This is a genomic window from Frigoribacterium sp. Leaf415, from assembly GCF_001424645.1.
In the GTDB taxonomy this organism is placed as follows: domain Bacteria; phylum Actinomycetota; class Actinomycetes; order Actinomycetales; family Microbacteriaceae; genus Frigoribacterium.
In genome coordinates this window covers 404,797-423,865 of the sequence record NZ_LMQR01000001.1, presented here as the reverse complement: position 1 = coordinate 423,865, position 19,069 = coordinate 404,797, and the positions used below count along the sequence as shown (strand labels likewise).

Annotated in this window: 12 protein-coding genes and 1 other RNA gene; 5 read left to right on the top strand and 8 right to left on the bottom strand. The window is 73.0% G+C overall.

Annotated elements, in window-relative coordinates:
• Positions 1 to 91: 91 nt before the first annotated feature.
• Positions 92 to 9,082, bottom strand: coding sequence for a hypothetical protein (locus ASG28_RS02025; protein ID WP_055971457.1), 8,991 nt, complete (start codon positions 9,080 to 9,082; stop codon positions 92 to 94).
• Between the two features lie 568 nt (positions 9,083 to 9,650).
• An RNA gene (gene ffs / locus ASG28_RS15940) (signal recognition particle sRNA small type) lies at positions 9,651 to 9,747 on the bottom strand.
• Positions 9,748 to 9,801: 54 nt separating this feature from the next.
• On the opposite strand from ffs, the gene ASG28_RS02020 reads away from it, so the two are divergent.
• Positions 9,802 to 10,482, top strand: coding sequence for an SDR family oxidoreductase (locus ASG28_RS02020; RefSeq protein ID WP_055971454.1), 681 nt, complete (start codon positions 9,802 to 9,804; stop codon positions 10,480 to 10,482).
• 133 nt (positions 10,483 to 10,615) lie between these two features.
• On the opposite strand, the gene ASG28_RS02015 is transcribed toward ASG28_RS02020, so the two are convergent.
• Positions 10,616 to 11,809 (bottom strand): acetate/propionate family kinase, encoded by a 1,194-nt coding sequence (locus tag ASG28_RS02015; RefSeq protein ID WP_055971452.1) that lies wholly within the window; start codon positions 11,807 to 11,809, stop codon positions 10,616 to 10,618.
• Complete coding sequence (gene pta / locus ASG28_RS02010; RefSeq protein WP_055971449.1) at positions 11,806 to 13,971, bottom strand: phosphate acetyltransferase; 2,166 nt, start codon at positions 13,969 to 13,971, stop codon at positions 11,806 to 11,808. The genes ASG28_RS02015 and pta overlap by 4 nt, the downstream gene beginning before the upstream one ends.
• 83 nt (positions 13,972 to 14,054) lie before the next feature.
• Here pta and ASG28_RS02005 point away from each other — a divergent pair, with 83 nt between their 5' ends.
• Positions 14,055 to 14,546, top strand: a complete 492-nt coding sequence (locus ASG28_RS02005) for a GNAT family N-acetyltransferase (protein WP_055971446.1) — start codon at positions 14,055 to 14,057, stop codon at positions 14,544 to 14,546.
• A 98-nt stretch (positions 14,547 to 14,644) separates the two neighbouring features.
• Here ASG28_RS02005 and ASG28_RS02000 read toward each other — a convergent pair whose 3' ends face one another.
• The 3 genes from ASG28_RS02000 to ASG28_RS01990 all read right to left on the bottom strand — a co-directional run bounded on the left by ASG28_RS02000 (position 14,645) and on the right by ASG28_RS01990 (position 16,391).
• Positions 14,645 to 15,043 carry a hypothetical protein gene (locus tag ASG28_RS02000; protein WP_157485613.1) on the bottom strand — a complete coding sequence of 133 codons (399 nt, stop codon included), beginning with the start codon at positions 15,041 to 15,043 and terminating at the stop codon, positions 14,645 to 14,647.
• 143 nt (positions 15,044 to 15,186) lie between these two features.
• The gene (locus ASG28_RS01995) at positions 15,187 to 15,594 is read right to left on the bottom strand and encodes a nuclear transport factor 2 family protein (protein WP_055971439.1); all 408 of its coding nucleotides are present in this window, start codon (positions 15,592 to 15,594) and stop codon (positions 15,187 to 15,189) included.
• On the bottom strand, positions 15,585 to 16,391 hold the full coding sequence (locus tag ASG28_RS01990) for an MBL fold metallo-hydrolase (protein ID WP_055971436.1): 807 nt from the start codon (positions 16,389 to 16,391) through the stop codon (positions 15,585 to 15,587). Before ASG28_RS01990 ends, ASG28_RS01995 begins: the two co-directional genes overlap by 10 nt.
• Positions 16,392 to 16,478: 87 nt before the next feature.
• Here ASG28_RS01990 and ASG28_RS01985 point away from each other — a divergent pair, with 87 nt between their 5' ends.
• Entirely contained in the window at positions 16,479 to 17,390 is a 912-nt protein-coding gene (locus ASG28_RS01985) for a helix-turn-helix domain-containing protein (protein ID WP_082454243.1), read from the top strand.
• A gap of 81 nt (positions 17,391 to 17,471) precedes the next feature.
• Positions 17,472 to 18,119 carry a LysE family translocator gene (locus ASG28_RS01980; protein ID WP_055971430.1) on the top strand — a complete coding sequence of 216 codons (648 nt, stop codon included), beginning with the start codon at positions 17,472 to 17,474 and terminating at the stop codon, positions 18,117 to 18,119.
• Positions 18,120 to 18,140: 21 nt separating this feature from the next.
• Here the strand turns inward: ASG28_RS01980 and ASG28_RS16325 are convergent, their stop codons facing one another.
• Entirely contained in the window at positions 18,141 to 18,512 is a 372-nt protein-coding gene (locus tag ASG28_RS16325) for a MarR family transcriptional regulator (RefSeq protein WP_162235695.1), read from the bottom strand.
• On the opposite strand from ASG28_RS16325, the gene ASG28_RS15935 reads away from it, so the two are divergent.
• The gene (locus tag ASG28_RS15935; protein WP_162235694.1) at positions 18,511 to 18,966 is read left to right on the top strand and encodes a VOC family protein; all 456 of its coding nucleotides are present in this window, start codon (positions 18,511 to 18,513) and stop codon (positions 18,964 to 18,966) included. The genes ASG28_RS16325 and ASG28_RS15935 overlap by 2 nt on opposite strands.
• Positions 18,967 to 19,069: the final 103 nt, after the last annotated feature.

Genomic DNA, 19,069 nt, shown 5'->3' with positions numbered 1-19,069 from the left:
CCCTGCTCCGCCCGGTCCGGTGCGGTGCCCGCCGGACGCACCGGAGGGCCCGTCGAGACGACGGACCCTCCGGTGTGACGCGCCGTTCCGGCTACTCCGCCACGTTCCTCCCCCGGCGACGCAGACGCACCAGCGCCAGTCCGAGCAGGAGGGCGAAGGCCCCGAGCGAGAACCCGCCGAGGACGTCGGAGCCCGTGTACGCGAGCCCCGTGGCGCCCACGGTCGCGACCCCGCCGATTCCGTTTCCGGAGCCGCCGCCCGCACCCGGCAGACCCGGGAAGCCCGGGGTCCCCGGCGTGCCCGGCGTGCCCGGCGTGCCCGGCGTGCCCGGCGTACCCGGCGTACCCGGCGTGCTGGCCGCGGCCGTCACCGAGAAACCGGTCGTGACCGGGGCCGAGGTGGCTCCCGCCACGGTCTGCGTCGCGTCGACCACGTGCGGCCCGACGGCCACGTCCTCCCAGACGACCGTCCAGGCACCCGCCGCGTCCGCCGTGACGACCAGGACGCGATCCGCGGCGAGGACCGCCGCGGCCGCGGCGACACCCGCGTCGAGCCGGACCGTGACGGTCGCGCCAGGTTCGGCCGTACCCGTGGTCGTCACGGTCGTGGTGCCGTCCTGACCGGCCGGGAACACCGAGCCCGGCAGCGGGCTCGTGATCACGATCGGGTCGATCGCGGCGATGACGAGGTCCTGGGTGGCCGTCGTCGTGCCCGCGTCCGCGGTCTGCGTGGCGGTGAGCACGTAGGCGGCGACCGGGACGCCCACGAACGTCACCGTCCAGGTGCCGTCGTCGGCGACGACCGTGATCTGCGTCGTCCCCTCTCCGAGGTCGACCGTGACGAGCGCACCGGGTGTGCCGGTGCCCGTCACCGTGACGTCCTCGACGCCGTCGCCGTCGGCGTCGGCGATCAACGCGTCCGGAGCGGGCGAGGTGATGACGACGGCGCCGGTGTTCGCGGCCGGGGTGACCGTGAACACGACGGTCTCGGGTGCCGACACCGCGCCTCCCACGGTCTGGGTCACGGACAGGGTGTGCTGCCCGGGCGCGACGCCCACCAGCGTGGTCGACCAGGCGCCGTCGGCGTCCACGTCGACCGTGACCGGCAGGCCGCCGTCCAGGCTGACGGCCACGGAGGCGTTCGGCTGGGCCGAACCGCCGACCAGGACGTCGGCCGTGCCCTCCGTGCCCGCGGGCAGGATCGACCCCTGCTCGGGCGAGGTCACCACGAGCGGGGCGACCTCGGCGGCGGGGGCGAGGACGACGTCCACCGACGCACTGCCGGTGACCACGCCTGCGACCGTCTGCTCGACGATCACGGTGCGCGTGCCGACCGGGACCGCCGGCAGGGTCACCGACCAGGTGCCGCCGTCCGTGACGGTCGCCGTCTGCGTGATGCCGCCGACGGAGACGGTGACGGTGGCTCCGGGCTCGCCCGTGCCGGTGACCGGCAGGTCGACGAAGCCGTCGCCGTCGGCGTCCGTCACGAGCTGCCCGTCGGCCGGCGAGGTGATGGTCGGGGCGACGGCGGGGTCGGCCGGGGCGGGCACGATCACGACCTGCACCTCGACCGGGACGCTGGTCGCGTCGCCGACGGTCTGCACGACCGAGACGGTGTGCGTACCCGTGCCGAGAACGACCGGCACCTGCCACGAGCCCGCGTCGTCGACCGTCGTGGTGACGGGGTCTCCCCCGTCGACCGTGACGGTGACGGGCGCGCCCGGCTGTCCCTGGCCACGGACGACGACCGGCGCGGTGCCGGAGTCGCCCGCCTGGTACTGCTGCCCGTCGGTCGGCGCCGTGACGGTCAGCGTGGCGGCGGCCTCGACGACGACCGTGGTCGTCACCGGAGCCGACTCGGCCCCGGCGACCGTCTGCGTCGCGGACACCACGTGCTCGCCCACGCCGACCCCCGCGAAGGTGGTCGTCCAGGTGCCGTCGTCGTCGACGTCGACCGTGACGGCCGTGCCGTCGTCGAGCGTCACCGCGACGGTCGCGCCGACCTGTGCCGAACCGGTCACCGGCAGGTCCACCGTCGAGTCGGCGGACAGCACGAGGAGGCGCGTGCCCGTCTCCGGGTCGGTGATCCGGATCGGGTCTGCCGCGACCACCGCGAACGGCTGGGTCACGGGGACCGTCGTGACGGTGCCGTACTGCTGCACCACCGAGATCGGTCCGGCGCCCACCGGCACGGCGTCGAAGGTCGCGGTCCACGCCCCCGTCGTCGGGTCGGCCGGGACGGCCTGGGTCAGGCCGTCGCCGAGCGAGACCGTGACGGTCGCGCCGGGCTGAGCGGTGCCCGACACCGTGACCGGCGTGGTCTGACCGTCGAGGACGACGACGGTGGCACCCGGGGCGGGCTCGGTGATCGTGACCGGCGTGCCGACCACGACGTCGAGCTGCTGGGTGGCGGGAGTCGTCGAACCGGCCGGGACCGTCTGCGTGACGACGACCGGGTACGAGCCGACGGGCACGTCGCCCACCGTGACGGTCCAGGTGCCCTCGGGGGTCACCGTGGTCGTCTCGGAGAGGTCGTCGCCCACCGCGACCACGACCGTCGCACCGGGCTGACCCGTGCCGGTGACCGTGACGTCCGTGGTGTCGTCGGCGTCCTCCACGACGATCGACGACCCGGCGGGCGGCGAGGTGATCGTCACGGGAGCGGCCACGACGACCGACACGTCCCGCGTGATCGGGGTCGACACGGCACCGTCGACGGTCTGGGTGACCGAGGCGGTTCGATCGCCGACCGGGACGCCGTCGACCGTGACGCTCCAGGCGCCGGTCGTCGGGTCGGCCACGACCGTCGCGACCAGGCCGTCACCGAGGTCGACCGTGACGGTCGCTCCGGGCTGGGCCGTGCCGGACGCGACCACCGGGGCGGTGTCGCCCGCGGCGAGCACGACGACCGTCGTGCCGTCGGTGGGCCGGTCGACGACGAGACCAGCCGCCGCCGCGACCGTGAACGGTTGCGTCGCCGCGGCCGAGGTCGCGCCCCGGATCGTCTGCGTGGCCGTCAGGGTGTAGTCGCCGACGGGGACTCCGTCGACGGTCGCCTGCCAGTCGCCCTCGGGCCCGACGGTGGCGCCGGCCGTGAGGCCCGTGCCGAGCGAGACGGCGATGGTGGCGCCGGGCTCACCGGTGCCCGAGACGACGACCGACGTGGTGCCGGCCGGGTCGAGCAGGGAGACCGTCGCACCCGGGGTCGGGGTGACGATCGCGGGCGCGGCGGGGGCCACGACGATCGACACGTCCCGCGTGACCGGGGTCGAGGTCGAGCCGTCGACGGTCTGGGTGACCGCGATGGTGCGGTCGCCGACGGGGACTCCCGGCACGGTGACGCTCCACGCGCCGGTCGTGCCGTCGGCCGTGGTCGTGGCGGTCAGGCCGTCGCCGAGGTCGACGCCGATCGAGGCGCCCGGCTCGGCCGTGCCCGAGACGACCAGGTCGGTCGTCGCGTCCGGCGTGGCCACCGCCACGACGGTCCCGACGGCGGGGGCCTCGATGACGACCGCGGCGGCGGGGACCACCGAGAGGGGCTGGGTGACGGCGGGCGACACCGAGGTGCCGAGCGCCTGGGTGGCGGTGAGCGTGCGCTCTCCGACCGTGACGCCTGCCACGACGACGCTCCAGGCGCCGGTGGTCGGGTCGGCGATCGTCGAGGCCACGAGGTCGTCGCCGAGGTCGACGCGGACGGTCGCCCCCGGCTCGGCCGTGCCGCTGACCGTGACGGCGGTCGAGGCGTTCGCGTCGGCGACCGTCACGACGGCACCGGGCGTGGGCTGCAGCACGGTCAGCTCGTCGCCGACGACGATCTCGACGGCCGCCAGGACCGGGGTCGAGGTCGTGCCGGCCACGGCCTGCGACGCCGTCACCTGGTAGGTGGCGACGGGCAGGTCGGCGAAGACGACGGACCAGTCACCCGAGGCGGGGTCCGCGGTCGTGGTGACGGCCGCTCCCCCGTTCAGCCGGACGGAGACCTCGGCACCCGGTGACGCCGTACCCGAGACGGGGACGTCGAGGGTGCCGGCCGGGTCGAGCACGGTGAAGACGGAGTCGTCCGGGTCGACGATGACGACCGGGGCGGCCGCGCGGACCTCGAACGAGCTCTCCTGAGCCGGCGAGGTGGTCCCGCCGATGCTCTGCGTCGCCGACAGGTCGACCGCACCGACGGGCACGCCGGCCACGTCGACCGACCAGGCGCCGGTGGTGGGGTCCGCCACGACGGTCGCGACGAGGTCGGCACCGGTCGCGGGGTCCAGGACCACGTCGACGGTGGCGCCCGCGGCCGCGGTGCCCGAGACCGTCACCGTCGAGACGACGTCCGGTCCGGCCACGTCGACGACGGAACCGTCGGCGGGAGCGACGACGACGAGGGGGTCACCGGCGAGGATCTGCACCACCCGCGTCTCGGGGGCCGAGACCGAGGTGCCGACCGTCTGGGTCGCCACGATCGTCCGCGTGCCGACGGGGACGTCGTCGAACGAGATCGACCAGGCGCCGGTCGTGGTGCCGGCCGTGACCGTGTCGGTGAAACCGTCACCGAGGTCGACGCGGACGACCGCGCCCGGCTCGGCCTGGCCCGACACGACGAGCGTCGTGGTCGAGGCCGGGTCGGCGAGGACGATCGGGACGCCGTCGGCCGGGGCCACGATGGTGAGCGGGGCGGCCGGGTCGATGGTCACGACGCGCGTGTCGGCCTGCTGGACGGTGTCCCGCACCGTCTGAGAGGCCCCGAGGACCCGCTCGCCGACGCCGACGCCGACGAGGGTGATCCCCCAGGCGCCCGTCGTGGGGTCGGCGAGGGTGCTGCCGACCTCGACGCCGTCGAGGGTCACGGTGATCCGCGCGCCCGCCTGGGCCGTCCCGGCGACCGGGACGTCCTGGGTCGCCGCGGGAGAGGCGACGACGTAGCTGATGTCGCCGGCGGGAGTCGTGATGACCACGTCCGCCCCGGAGACGACCTCGAAGGCCCGGGTCACGGGCTCGGTGGTCGTCGTGCCGCCGATCGTCTGGGTCGCGGAGGCGACCTGGTCACCGACGGGGACGCCAGGGACCGTGACGGTCCAGAGCCCGTCGGGCCCGGCGGTCGTCGGGGTGCTCACGCCGGCCAGCGTGACCTCGACGGATGCACCGGGGTAGGCCGTGCCGGTCACGACGACGGCGGTGGTGCTGCCGGCGCCGGCGACCGTGATGACGTCGCCGTCACCGGGTGCGGTGATGGTGAGGTCGGCCTCGGCCGAGACCACGGAGAAGTCCGTCGGCTCGGCCTCGAGGAGGTCGGGGCCCTGCTGCTGGCTCGCGCCCACGACGTGGTCGCCGACGGCGACCCCGGTCAGGACGAGGGACCAGGCGCCCTGCGGGTCGGTGGCGACCGGGGCCTGGTCGACGCCGTCCACCGTGACGGTGACGGGCAGACCGGCCACGCCGGTGCCCGCGATGATGACCGGAGTGGTCCCCTGGTCGTCGGCGACGACCAGCTGGGTGCCGGGGACGGGCGCCGTGATGACGACGTCGCCACCGACGCTGACCTGGATGTCCCGCGTGAGGGCGTCCGAGGTGGAGCCGTTGACGCTCTGGGTCACCGAGACCGTGTGCGGACCGACCGGGACGCCGGCGACGGTGACGGACCACTGGCCGGAGGCCGGGACGACCACCTGGCCGACGAGCCCGTCGCCGAGGTCGACCGCGACGGTCGCCCCGACCTGGCCCGTGCCCGAGACGACGACGGGCGTCGTGTCCTGCGGTCCCGGGACGAAGTACTCGGCGCCGTCGAGCGGTGCCGTGACGGCCAGGGGCGTGCCCTGCGCGATCGTCAGCGGCTGGGTCACCGGGGCGGAGGTGGTTCCGCCGAGGGTCTGCGTCGCACCGAGCGTGCGGACACCGGCGGGGACGTCGGGGATGACGGCGGTCCAGGCGCCCGTGGCGGGGTCGACCGTGGCCGGCACCTCGAATCCGGCGCCGAGGCCGACCGTGACGGTCGCCCCCGGGTCGGCCGTGCCGGTGACGGTCACGTCGGCCGTGGTGCCGCCGACGATCGGGATCGTGGCCCCGGGGGCCGGCGTCGAGATGGCGACCGGGGTCCCGGCGACGATCGTCACGACGCGCGTCTGTGCAGGCGACACGGTGCCACCGACGGTCTGCGTCGCCGAGATCGTGCGCTGACCGACGGGCACGCCGGCGACGTCCACCGACCAGGCGCCGGTCGTGGCGTCCGCCGTGACCCGGCCGGTGAGGCCGTCACCGAGGTCGACGCGGACGTCGGCGCCGGCCTGCGCGGTGCCCGAGACGGTCAGGGTCGACAAGGAGGCGCTGTCGGCCACGCGCACCGTGGTGCCCTCGGCCGGGGCGTCGATGACGAGCGGCGCACCGGCCGCGACCGTCAGCGGCTGCGTGACCGGCACCGAGACGACGCCGGCGACCGTCTGCGTGACGCTGATCGTCCGGGTCCCGACGGGCACGGACGAGACGGTCGCCGACCAGGCGCCCGTTCCGTCGGCCGTCGTCGTGGCCACGTAGCCGTCACCCAGGTCGACCCGGACGGGGGCGTTCGGCTCGGCGGCTCCCGTCACCGTGACCGGGGTGGTCGAGGTGGCGTCGGCGACCGCGAGGGTCGCACCGGGCGCAGGCGTCGAGATCGTCACGCCGGTCGCGGCCACGAGGGTGAAGTCGGTGGTCTGCGGGGCGGACACCGCGCCTCCTACCGTCTGCGTCGCGGTCGCCGTGTAGGCGGCGACCGGCAGGGCCGGGAAGGTCACGGACCAGGTGCCGTTGGCGGCGACCGTCGCGGTGAGGTCGCGGCCGCCGCCGAGCGAGACGGCGACGGGGGCATCGGCCTGACCGGTGCCCGAGACGGTGACGTCACGGGTCGAGTCGGCGCCGGGCAGACGGTACTGCGTGCCGGAGGTCGGGCTCGTGATCGTGAGGCCCGCGCCGGCGACGACGCTGAAGGCCCGCGTCACGGCGGCGGAGACGTCGCCACCGATGGCCTGCGTCACGGACGCGGTGTAACCACCGACGGGCACGTCCGGGACGGTCGTCGTCCAGGTGCCGTCCGAGGCGACGAGCGCGGTGGCCGTGCGGCCGCCGCCCAGGTCGACGGCGACGGTGGCCGTGGGGGTGGCGGTGCCCGAGACGATCACGGGGGTCGTGGAGTCGGCGTCGAGGACGGTGAAGACGCGTCCGGCGGTGGGCGCGGTGACGACGAGGGGCTGCTGGGTGACGACGGTGAAGTCGCGCGTGACCGGGCCGGTGGTCGCGGTGCCGAGGGCCTGGGTCACGGAGGCGCTGTACGCCCCCGCGGGCACGTTCGCGACGGTCACGCTCCAGCTGCCGTCCGCGGCCACCGTGCCGGTGCCCGTGAGACCGGCGCCGAGGTCGACGCTGACGGTGGCGCCGGGTTCGCCGGCACCGGTCAGCGCGATGCTGCGGGTGGCTCCGGGAGCGTCGGGCACGACGAACACCTGACCGGCGGTGGGCGTGGCGATGCTCAGGGGGGCGAGGGCCGCGGCCCGGACGGTGGAGGTGGCGAGGTCGACCCGGGACGCGTTCACGAGCGGCAGGACCGAGAGGCTGACCGCGTGGACGGAGCTCGAGCCCGCGTCGGTGCCCCGGCCGTCGCGGAAGCCGACGCCGTCCTGGGCGTTGATCGTGACGCGGACGAGCTGGTTCAGCAGCGTGGTGAGCGGGGCGAGGGTCGTGACGACGGCGGCGGTCGTGGTGCGCAGGGTCGTCCTCGTCGCGGCGAGCGCCGTGCCGTCCACGAGGGGCGAGTAGAGGCCGCCCACGGAGCCGAGCAGGGTGCCGACGACGGGGAGGAGCGCGTTGCGGAGGACGGTGGCGCCGAGCGCACCGACGAGACCCGATCCGGTGACGGTCGTGGCGGTCGCCGGGGTGGTGCCGTCGAGCAGCTGGCCGATCGTCGTCACCGTGCGGGTCGTGAGCGTCTCGTTCACCGTGGTGAGACCGAGGTCGATGCCGAGACCGACACGGAGGTCGACGGTCGCCGCGGTGGACCGGACGGCGGCGTTCGCCGCAGCCACCAGGTTCGTCGGCAGCTGGTTCTGCAGGATGTCGGTGACGCCGTTCGTGATGGCCGTGATCGTCGCGGGACTCAGGAGGTCGCTGTTCGCGGGCAGGCCGTTGAGGGCGCCGAAGTCGATGACGATCTGACCCGTGCTCGGCGTGATGGTCACCGGGCCCGAGGTCAGGGGCCTCGCGAGTTCGGTCGTGATCGTCGAGTCGAGGTCGACGGTCGCCGTCACCCCGACGACCGGCTGACCGAGGGTCACCGCTCCCCCGAGGGGCAGCCCGTTCACGGCGGTGGTGAGCGGTGCGGTGATCGAGGTGGCGAGTCCGGTCACGGCACCGCTGCCGGCGACTGCGTTGACCGTCGATCCGAGCCCGGTCACCGTGCCGCGGAGCGACGTGGTCACGCCCTGGACGGCCGGGCTCGTCATCGTGTAGCGCGCACCGGCGACCTGATAGGCCGTCGTCGGCGTCCCCGCGGTGGCTCCGCGCTGCTGGCTGATCTGGGACGAGAGGGAGCCGAGGCCGAGCCGGACGTCGGAGAGGACGCCGTTGGTCGCGGGCACCGACGCCAGCAGGGGCTGCAGGTTCAGCGTGGCGCCGGCACCGGGGGTCCCGCTGCCCGCGGCGATCGAACCGTCGGCACCGATCAGGCCGGCCGAGGCGGTGGCGCCCGTCGCGGTGGCGCTCGCGTACTGACCGTCGACGCCGAGCTGCAGCAGTCCGTTCGCGCCCAGCAGGCGGAAGCCGTTGCCGAGGCCGACCGAGAGGGCGTTCACCACGGTGAGGTTCAGGGGGTTGACCGACGTCGGCGGGTTCTGCGTCGTGCCGAAGGCCGAGTAGGCCCCGCCGAGGGCGGCGACCTGGTCGAGCGAGACGATGCCCGAGCCGCCGACCAGCGAGGCCTCGGCCTCGCTACGGTCGGTCGTGGCCGCCTGGGCGGGGACGACGACGACGAGCGCGCCGACCACCGCCGCGACGACGGCCGCGGCCGTCGCCTTCAGTGCGCGGGACGCGTGGGAGCGCCGGGGACGCTCGATCGCCTGGCTTCGCATGGGTGTGCCTCTTCCTGACGGGACGAGCCCGCCGCCTGATCCGAAGAACTCCCGCTGGTGAGGCAGGAGGTGCTGCTGTTCTGTTGTGAGCCGCGGTGCCGACGCCCGGGGACGACGACGAGGCGAACGGGACTACCGCGCGGTGCGCGGGCTCGTTCGCCTGGTGCGGGTGCTGCTGACGTGCCGTGGTGAAGGGCTCATCGGTCCTGATCCTGATCGTGTGGTGCGGGTGCGACGGCGCCGTCGCGCGTGGTCGCACCGTGGTGAGGGGTGCGGCCGGAGCGGTGGTTGATCGCTCCCGACGAGCTGGTTCGGTCTCGTCGTGCTGCCGAGCATAGACGGGGATCACCCGGATCGCGCACCCCCACGAAGGGGGGACACGGCGACGAAGACGGGAGGAGGGGCGGCGCACCACCCAGAGAACGCGAGCGGCCACACCCGACGCACGACGCCGCGCCGAAGCGCCGCAGGGGCGGCGGCGCGCCACCCACAGAACGCAAGCGGCCACACCCGACGCACCACGCACGACGCCGCGCCGAAGCGCCGCAGGGGCGGCGGCGCGTTAAAAGAAGATGACCCCTCACGCACCCGCCAGAGCCCGGTTACCCTTGCTGCATTTCTGCCCTGGGGGAGTTGGCCTGGATGACGCCACGTGAGGAGCCTCGACGAGTTTAGCGGCAACTGAGTGGTCGCCGCGACCCGGGGTGTTGCCTGGGGGCATGAGAATCGTCATCGCCGGAGGACACGGCAAGATCGCCCAGCTCCTCGAACGCCGACTCGCCGACGCCGGGCACGACCCCGTCGGCATCGTCCGCAACCCCGACCACACCGCCGACCTCGAGACCGCGGGGGCCCGTGCCCTCGTCCTCGACCTCGAGAAGACCGACGTCGACACGCTCGCCGGCCACCTCGACGGAGCCGACGCCGTCGTCTTCGCCGCGGGTGGTGGCGGCAGCAGCGGCGCCGAGCGCAAGCTGACCATCGACCGCGACGGGGCCGTTCTGCTGGCCGACGCCGCCGAGAAGGCGGGCGTCACGCGCTACGTGATGGTCTCGGCCATCGGCACGGACGACTTCGACCCGGCCCGCGCCGAGCTCCCCGCCGCGAACGACGACGACGTGTACCAGGTGTACATGCGCGCGAAGAGCGAGGCCGACGCCGACCTGCGCCGTCGTGAAGGCCTGGACTGGACGATCGTCCGTCCCGGTGGCCTGACCGACGACGCCGGCACCGGCCAGGTCACGGTCGGCACGACGGTCGAGCGTGGCAGCATCCCGCGCGCCGACGTGGCCGAGATCATCGCTGCCGCGCTGATCGAGGGCACCGCCGTCAAGACGCAGTTCGAGGCCGTCTCGGGTGACGTCCCCGTCTCGGACGCGCTGGCGACCATCAAGTACTGACCCGCGCCTCCTGGTCGTCCTCCGACGGCCCCGAGGCCGCAGACCGACACACGAGAGCCCCGGAGGCGCGACCTGCGCACCGGGGCTTTCTCGCGTCGTCGGGGCGGCCGGGTCGTCCACCCGGCCCGACGTCTCAGCTGACGGCGGCGGCTTGCCGGGCGATCTCGAGTTCTTCGTTCGTCGGGACGACGAGGACGGAGACCTTCGAGCCCTCGGGCGAGATGTAGCGCGCGTCGCGGGAGGCGAGCTCGTTGCGGTCGTCGTCGACGTGGATGCCGAAGAACTCGAGGCCAATCAACGTGCGCCGACGCAGCAGGGCGTTGTTCTCCCCCACACCCGCCGTGAAGACCACGGCGTCGAGACCGCCGAGCTGGGCGACGTAGGCACCGATGTAATGCCGCAGGCGGTGCCGGTAGACGGCGAGCGCCGCCTCGGAGACCGCGTCGCCGCGGGAGGCGCTGTCTTGCACGTCGCGCATGTCGCCGCTGCCGGTCAGGCCGAGCAGCCCGCTCCCCTTGTTGAGCAGCGTCTCGAGCTCGGCGAAGTCGAGACCGGCCTCGCGGTGCAGGTGGAAGACGGCGGCGGGGTCGATGTCGCCCGAGCGCGTGCCCATGACGAGCCCCTCGAGGGGCGTCATGCCCATGCTCGTGTCGATCGACCGGCCGCCGTCGATCGCGGCGGCCGAGGCACCGTTGCCGAGGTGCAGCACGATGGTCTTCAGTTCGGCGAGGGGGCGGCCGAGGAACTCGGCGGTCTTCTCGCTGACGTACTTGTGCGACGTGCCGTGGAACCCGAAACGGCGGACGTGGTGCTTCGTCGCCAGCTCGGCGTCGATCGCGTACGTGTAGGCCGCGGGGGCGAGCGTCTGGTGGAACGCCGTGTCGAAGACCGCGACGTGGGGCACGTCGGGGAAGGCTTCCTTCGCCGCGCGGATGCCCTGCAGGTTGGCCGGGTTGTGCAGCGGGGCGAGGGCCGACAGACGCTCGATGGCCTTCTCGACGTCGGCCGTGACCACAGTGGCGCGGTCGAACTCTTCTCCGCCGTGGACGACGCGGTGGCCGACCGCGACGGGCGGGTACTCGGCGAACGACGGACCGTGCGCGTCGAAGGCGGTCAGCATCGCGGCGAAGCCTGCGGCGTGGTCGGCGATCGGTTGCGTGTCGTTGCGGGTCTCGTCGCCGGTGACCTCGTTGCGGTGGCGGGTCGATCCGACCGCCTCGCCGATGCGCTCGACGAGGCCGCTGGCGAGCGTGCGCTCCCCCTCGAGCTCGATCAGCTGGTACTTGAACGACGACGAGCCGGAGTTGACGACGAGGACGGTGCTCACGAGGAGGCTCCTTCGGTGCTGGTGGCGGTGCTGGTGGAGGTGGCGGTGGCCTCGGCCGCGGCGGCCTGCGTGCCGGCCTGGATGGCGGTGATGGCGACGGTGTTGACGATGTCGCCGACGAGCGCCCCGCGCGACAGGTCGTTGATCGGTTTGCGGAGGCCCTGCAGGATCGGACCGATCGCGACGGCGCCCGCACTGCGCTGCACGGCCTTGTAGGTGTTGTTGCCCGTGTTGAGGTCGGGGAAGATGAACACCGTCGCCCGACCGGCGACCTCGGACTCGGGCATCTTGGCGGCGGCCACGGTCGGGTCGGCCGCGGCGTCGTACTGGATCGGCCCCTCGACGAGCAGGTCGGGTCGGCGTTCGCGGACGAGGGCCGTGGCGGCGCGGACCTTCTCGACGTCGGCACCGGAGCCGCTGTCGCCCGTGCTGTAGCTCAGCATCGCGACGCGCGGCTCGATGCCGAACTGCTGCGCGGTCTGCGCCGACGAGATCGCGATGTCGGCGAGCTGCTCGGCCGTCGGGTCGGGGATGACGGCGCAGTCGCCGTAGACCAGCACCCGGTCGGCGAGCGCCATGAGGAACACGCTCGACACGACGCCGACGTCGGGCAGCGTCTTGATGACCTCGAACGCCGGCCGGATCGTGTGCGCCGTGGTGTGCTTGGCGCCCGACACCATGCCGTCGGCGAGGCCGAGCTTCACCATCATGGTGCCGAAGTACGAGACGTCGGTGACCGTGTCCATCGCCTGCGAGACCGCGATGCCCTTGTGTGCCCGCAACTTGGCGTACTCGGTGGCGAAGAGCACCTGCAGGCTGGGGTCGAACGGGTCGAGCACGCGGGCGGTGGCGAGGTCGAGACCGAGCTCGGCCCCCCGGGCGCGGATGGCCGTCTCGTCGCCGAGCAGCGTGATGGCGGCGACGCCGCGCTGCAGCAGGGTCGACGCGGCCCGGAGCACGCGGTCGTCGTCGCCCTCGGGCATGACGATGTGCTTCTGCGCCCCTCGGGCCCGCTCGAGCAGCTGGTACTCGAACATGAGCGGGGTGACCACGCCGGACGGGCTGACCTGCAGCAGGCGAAGCAGTTCGGCCCCGTCGACGTGCGTCTCGAAGAGGGCGAGGGCGAGGTCGTACTTGCGGGGCGAGTCGGCGGCTAGTCGACCTCGGGTCTGGGTGATGGCGAGGGCGGTGTCGTAGGTGCCGGTGCTCGTGGTGGCGATCGGCAGGGGGCTGTCGAGCCCCTCGAGCAGGCGCTCGACCTGGGGGGCGAGGGCGAACCCGCCGTTGAGCACGATGCCGGCGAGCGACGGGAAGGTCTCGGAGGCGTGCGCGAGCACGGTGGCGACGAGCACGTCCGATCGGTCGCCCGGCACGACGACGACGGCCCCCTCGGTCAGGCGCGGCAGCACGTTCTCCATGGACATGGCGGCCACGACGACCCCGAGCGCCTCGCGGTCGAGCAGGGCGTCGTCGCCGCGCAGCAGGGTCGCTCCGGTGGCCTGCAGCACGGCGCGCATCGTCGGGGCGACGAGCACCCGGTCCTCGGGCAGCGTCCAGATGGGGACGCGACCGGTGGGCGACGCCTCGAGGGCGTGCCCGATGCCGTCGACGACCTCGTCGAGGTGGTCGGGGTCGACCCGGTTCGCGACGACGGCCAGCAGGCTCGCGTGCTCGGAGCGCAGTTCGGCGGTGGTCAGCTCGGCGACCTGGCGCATGTCGGCACCCGACCGCCGGGTCTGGCCGTCGGCGCTGCGGCCGCCGAGCACCAGCAGCACGGGCGCGCCGAGGTTGGCGGCGATGCGGGCGTTGTACGAGAGCTCGGTGGGGCTGCCGACGTCGGTGTAGTCGGAGCCGATCACGACCACCGCGTCGCACTGCCGCTCGACGGCGGCGAAGCGGCTGACGATCGTGGCGAGCGCGGCGTCGGGGTCGGCGTGGACGGCGTCGTAGCTGACGCCGACGCACTCGTCGTAGGCGAGGTCGACGCTGTCGTGCGAGAGCAGCAGCTCGAGCACGTAGTCGCGCTCGTCGGTCGACCGGGCGACGGGTCGGAACACCCCCACGCGGCCCACCTCGTGACTGAGCGTGTCGAGCACGCCCAGCGCGATCGTGGACTTGCCCGTGTGGCCTTCGGCAGAGGTGATGTAGATGCGTGTCGACACGCCCGCCAGCCTAGGGCGGCAGCCTTCGAGGCACCGGGGAGGCGTGCTGGCGGCGTCCGCGACACCCCTCCTAGGCTGTCGGCATGGAAATCCGCACCGCGACCGAAGCCGACCTGCCCGGTGTCCTCGAGATCCACGCCGACGCCGTCGCGCACTCGAAGGCCATCTGGACCGACGTCACCCCGACCCTCGAGGGTCGACGCGAGTGGCTCACCGGCCATCAGGAGGCGCGGCGCAGCGCGATCGTCGCGGTGGACGGTGACGAGGTGGTCGGCTACGGCAGCTACGGGCCGTTCCACGCCAAGGACGGCTACCAGCACACCTGCGAGAACTCGGTCTACGTCCGACCGGGGCAGCAGGGCAAGGGCCTCGGCCGCGCGCTGATGACCGAGCTGATCGAGCGCGCGACGCGGGACGACCTGCACGTCATGGTGGCGCTGATCGAGGCGGGCAACGAGGCGTCGGTGCGGTTGCACGCGTCGCTCGGCTTCGAGGACGCCGGCGTGCTGCGCGAGGTCGGCTCGAAGTTCGGCGAGTGGCTCGACCTCCGGTACATGACCCGCCGCCTCGCCTGAGGGCCGTCCGACCGCGTGGGGAAGGAACGATCCCGCCGCGCGCTGCTGGCGGCGCCGCGAGGGAAGAAGGAGGCGCGGGTCGGGTGATCAGGGCGTCGTCACGGCCGACGAAGCTCGCGAGCGAGACGGCGAACCGATCGTGGCCCTCCCGCCGAGCTGTACCCGAAGTGGACGGAGAGCGCCCCGTCGGCCTGAGTCCACTCGCCCAGTTCTCCCAGCGGCTGTGAGAGCTGCCGCGCACTCGGCGTCACGATCCGCCGACCCCATGGTCTCTGGACACAGACCGCCGTCATGACCCCGGAACGTTCCGAGCCCTCGGGAGCCAGCAACCAGAACGTCCAGGCGCTGCCGACCATCCGCGGAAGGTAGCGGCCCTCGACGGCCCGAACGAGGACGTCGACGAGCAACGCGTCGGCGGGGAGGCGCCATTCGAGCGTGTGGTCTTCGACGTCCTCGCTCAGTGACACCGCTTGACGACTCAGCCGGATGATCTGCACGCCCACAGCGTCCCATTCCAGGCCCCTGATCGCACCGATCCCCGACGTCGCGCATCTGCCCGACACGATGACGCCTGGTGCCGACGAGACGGAGGAGGCGCTGGTCGGGTGACCAGCGCCTCCTTCGTCTCGTCCCGGTCTCGTCAGGACATCGCGTCGCGGACGAGGGCGGTGTCGACGAACTGTTCGAACCGGACGATGAGGCCGCCACGGACGACGAAGGCGTGGGCGACGCGGGCGTCGAGCGTCTTCCCCGTCGTGCCGTGGGTGGCGGTGTAGCGCGCCAGGACGACGACGTTCTCTCCGTCGACGACGTAGGTGTCGTCGTGAGCGGTCCAGTCGACCCAGTCGGCGCCGAGCTTCTCCATCACGGCTGCGGTGACGCCCTCGGGGGTGCGGTACGTGCCGGCCAACGGGAACCCGGCCATCTCGGTCCACTCGACGTCGGGCGCGAGCGTAGCCCGCAAGGCGTCGAGGTCCCCCGCGGCCGAGGCGAGGTACTGGCGTCGGACGACGGCGCGAGGCGAGTCGTCGAGTTCGTTCAGCCCCATGTCATCTCTCCCTTCGCGACGCGCGTGCCGAGGTGCGCTGCGACACCCAGACCGGCGCCCGGGTACTGCGCCTGCAACGCCTTCTCGGCCGCCTCGGCGGTGTCGTGGTCGGCGACGGCCGCGTCGAAGGCGGCGAGGTAGTCGCGGGTGTGGCGGATCGCGGTGACGTCGGCGGGGAACGCCGGGTCGCGGTGGCCTGCCACGACGAGGGTCGGGTCGAGGGCCTCGAACTCGTCCAACGCGGCCGTCCACAGAGCGCGCTGCTCGACGGTCGCGGTGTCGGCGGTCCAGACGTGCAGGCCACCGAAGACGAGGATGCCGCCGAGCAGGGTGCGGCTGTCGGCGTCGAAGAGGTACCAGCCGCGGTCGGCGGGGTCGACGTCGGCATGGCGGACCTCGAGGGTGGCGTCGTCGACGGCGATGTGGTCGCCCTCGAACGCGGTGAGCTCGACCTTGCGGGTCGGCAGGTTCTCGCCGAGGCTCGCCCAGGCCTCGAGCTTGCCCTCGTAGCTGTGCTCGATGTGCTCGATGACTGCGGCGGGTGCGACGAACCGCGCGTTCGGGAACGCGTCCTGCACGACCTCGGCGCCGAAGTAGAAGTCGGGGTCGCCGGCACCGATGAACACGGTGGTCAGGGTCTTGCCCGAGTCGAGGATCGCGGCCACGGCACGGTGGCCGGCGGAGCGGGTGAACCCGGCGTCGACGAGCACGGCTTCGGTGTCGCCCGTGACGAGCGTGAGGGTCTTCTCGAGGGCTGTGGAGCCCGAGTCGAGGACGGTGTAGTCGAGGGTGGTCATGTGGTTCCTCTCGGTTGTGCTGATGGGTCAAGTCTTGGTCGGGCGAGGCCGACTGTCACGGTGCCTGTCGGTGTCACACTGGTGAATATGAGACAAGACGAACCGCGCGGAGTGCGTTTCTCACTGCCGGCCCCCGGGCCGTCGATCGAGCTGACGGGACTGCGCGACATCATCCGGCGAGGCGGTCGGCGTGAGTTCCTGTCGACGCAGCGCCTCGAGTTCGAGCTGCTCTACCTGGTCGAGGCGGGCAGCACCGTCCACGAGGTCGACTTCGTCTCGCACCGGCTCGGCCCCGGTGATGCGCTCTGGGTGCGACCCGGCCAGGTGCACCGCTGGGGCGACATCTCGACCCTGTCCGGCCGGGTCGCGCTGTTCCCCTCGCACGCCATCCCACCCGAGGTGCAGGAGGCGCTGGTCGAGTCGGGCTACGCCGGCTCGACCTCCCGGATCACCGCGTGGACGGCACCGACGCTCGAGCGCGCCGGGGTCAGGGCGGCTTGGCGAGCCCTCCACGCCGGTGACGCCCCCGGCGACCATCGGGCCGTGCGGTCGCTGCTGCGCGAGGTCGCGTTGTCGGCGGTGCTTCTGCGACTGGCGACCGCGGTGTCCGACGGCGCGAGGACGCCCCCGGGTGCGATCGACGATCGCGAGGGTGTCCACGCCGCCTTCGTCGCCGAGGTCGAGGCGCACCACCGCGACCTGCACCTGGTGTCCGACTACGCCAGCCGCCTGGGCTGGTCGGCCAAGACCCTCGGACGCGCCACCGCCCCGCACGGCGTGACGCCCAAGCAGGTCATCGACGCCCGTCTCGTGCTCGAGGCCAAGCGGCTGCTCGTCCACACGACCCAGTCGGTCGGCGAGGTCGGCGCGCATCTGGGCTTCGCGGACGCCTCGAACTTCTCGAGCTTCTTCCGGCTTCGCACCGGGTCGACACCCGGAGCCGTCCGAGGACGGCAGAGGGTGCCGAACGACGTGGAATCGACCGAGGGGACGTCATGAGATGAGGTCGCGCGTGCACCAAGCTAGGAGCACGACGGGTGCCGCCGACGCCACCTCCACACCCTCGAGAAAGACACCGGCATGATCTCGCTGACCGCCGCCTCCGCCATGGCCCTCGTCGCCCTGGGCATGGTGCTCACCCCGGGCCCGAACATGATGTACCTCGTCTCGCGGAGCATCGGTCAGGGCCGCCGCGCGGGCCTGGTCTCGCTCGCCGGCACCGCGGTCGGCTTCGTCGTCTACATGACGATGGCCAACGTCGGCCTCGCCGCGGTGTTCCTCGTGGTGCCCTGGCTCTACACGGCACTGAAGGTCGCCGGCGCCGCCTACCTGCTCTGGCTGGCCTACAAGACGCTGCGACCCGGAGGCGCCTCCGTCTTCGACACTCGCGACCTGCCCCGCGACTCCACGGCCGAGCTCTTCCGCATGGGGCTCGTGACGAACCTGCTGAACCCGAAGGCGGCGATCATGTACCTCGCCCTCATCCCCCAGTTCGTCGACCAGAGCGCCGGTGGTGTCGTCGCCCAGGGCTTCCAGCTCGGCGCAGTCCAAATCGCCGTGAGTCTCGCCGTCAACGCCGGCATCATCGTCGCCGCCGGGTCCATCGCGGTCTTCCTCCGCCGCAGACCGAGCTGGATGCGCTGGCAGCGGTGGGCCACCGGCACCCTTCTCGGCGCCGTGGGCGTCAGACTCGCCCTCGACGCACCCGCCCCGGCCACGGCCGGATAGCGATCGTCCGTCGGGCAGTCATCAGGAACCGTCGTCGAGTTCAGGTGCAGCTTCCGCACCCTCGATGACGGCAAGCATCAGTGCCGCGAGCTGTGCGCTCCGCGACGCGTCCAGCCCGAGCGAGCTGAGGTCGTTCGTCGCCAGGGCCACCTTCTGCACCGCGTCGAGCACGGCCTGGCCGGCTGGCGTGATCGCGGCTGGGTTCCTCCGGCCGCGGGCGCGAACGCCCACCCGGCGGACTAGACCGCGACGCTCCATCCCGTCGAGCACGTCCGACATGCTCTGCGGGCGAACGAAGACGGCCCGAGCGATCTCCGCCGACGTGAGCTCAGCACCGTCCGCCAGGCACGACAGCACGCAGGCAGGCGTGTCGGAGCTCGATACTGATTTCATGGCATCACCGCTCATCTCTGACATCGCTCACTCCGGTCTCACCGTGGCCGACCTCGACGACGCGTTGGTGCTGTGGTGCTCCGGTCTCGGGTTCGTGCTCGAGCGCACCTTCACGCTGGACGTGGAAGTCACGGCGGCGACCACCGGCGTCCGTGGAGCCGTCATCCGCGCAGCGACGGTGACACTCGGCCCCCACCGGGTAGAGCTGCTGCAGTACGACCCGCCCCGACTGCTCGAGTCTGCCGGCTCGCCCGCACAGGTCGGCATGATGCACATCGCGCTCACGGTCTCAGACCTCGATCGTGTGCTCGAGCTCTGCGCCAGACACGGCTGGAGACCAGTCGGGACACCTCACCGGATGACCGGTGGCGTTCGAGCCGGCACACGCATCATCTACCTCGAGGGCGCCCTCGGTGGATTCCTCGAACTGATCGCGCCCCCACAGCTCCCGTAGTCCGCGTCGGCTGTCGGATTTCGTCTGGTTCTCGATGTCTCGACTACCGATCGGTCACCGACCACCGGCGGAGGCTAGCCGCTCACCCGCAGGTACGGCACAC

Coding starts and splice junctions, on each gene's coding strand:
- ASG28_RS02025 (WP_055971457.1), bottom strand. CDS start 9,082: ATGCGAAGCCAGGCGATCGAGCGTCCCCGGCGCTCCCACGCGTCCCGC.
- ASG28_RS02020 (WP_055971454.1), top strand. CDS start 9,802: ATGAGAATCGTCATCGCCGGAGGACACGGCAAGATCGCCCAGCTCCTC.
- ASG28_RS02005 (WP_055971446.1), top strand. CDS start 14,055: ATGGAAATCCGCACCGCGACCGAAGCCGACCTGCCCGGTGTCCTCGAG.
- ASG28_RS01995 (WP_055971439.1), bottom strand. CDS start 15,594: ATGGGGCTGAACGAACTCGACGACTCGCCTCGCGCCGTCGTCCGACGC.
- ASG28_RS01990 (WP_055971436.1), bottom strand. CDS start 16,391: ATGACCACCCTCGACTACACCGTCCTCGACTCGGGCTCCACAGCCCTC.
- ASG28_RS01985 (WP_082454243.1), top strand. CDS start 16,479: ATGAGACAAGACGAACCGCGCGGAGTGCGTTTCTCACTGCCGGCCCCC.
- ASG28_RS01980 (WP_055971430.1), top strand. CDS start 17,472: ATGATCTCGCTGACCGCCGCCTCCGCCATGGCCCTCGTCGCCCTGGGC.
- ASG28_RS15935 (WP_162235694.1), top strand. CDS start 18,511: ATGGCATCACCGCTCATCTCTGACATCGCTCACTCCGGTCTCACCGTG.
- ASG28_RS16325 (WP_162235695.1), bottom strand. CDS start 18,512: ATGAAATCAGTATCGAGCTCCGACACGCCTGCCTGCGTGCTGTCGTGC.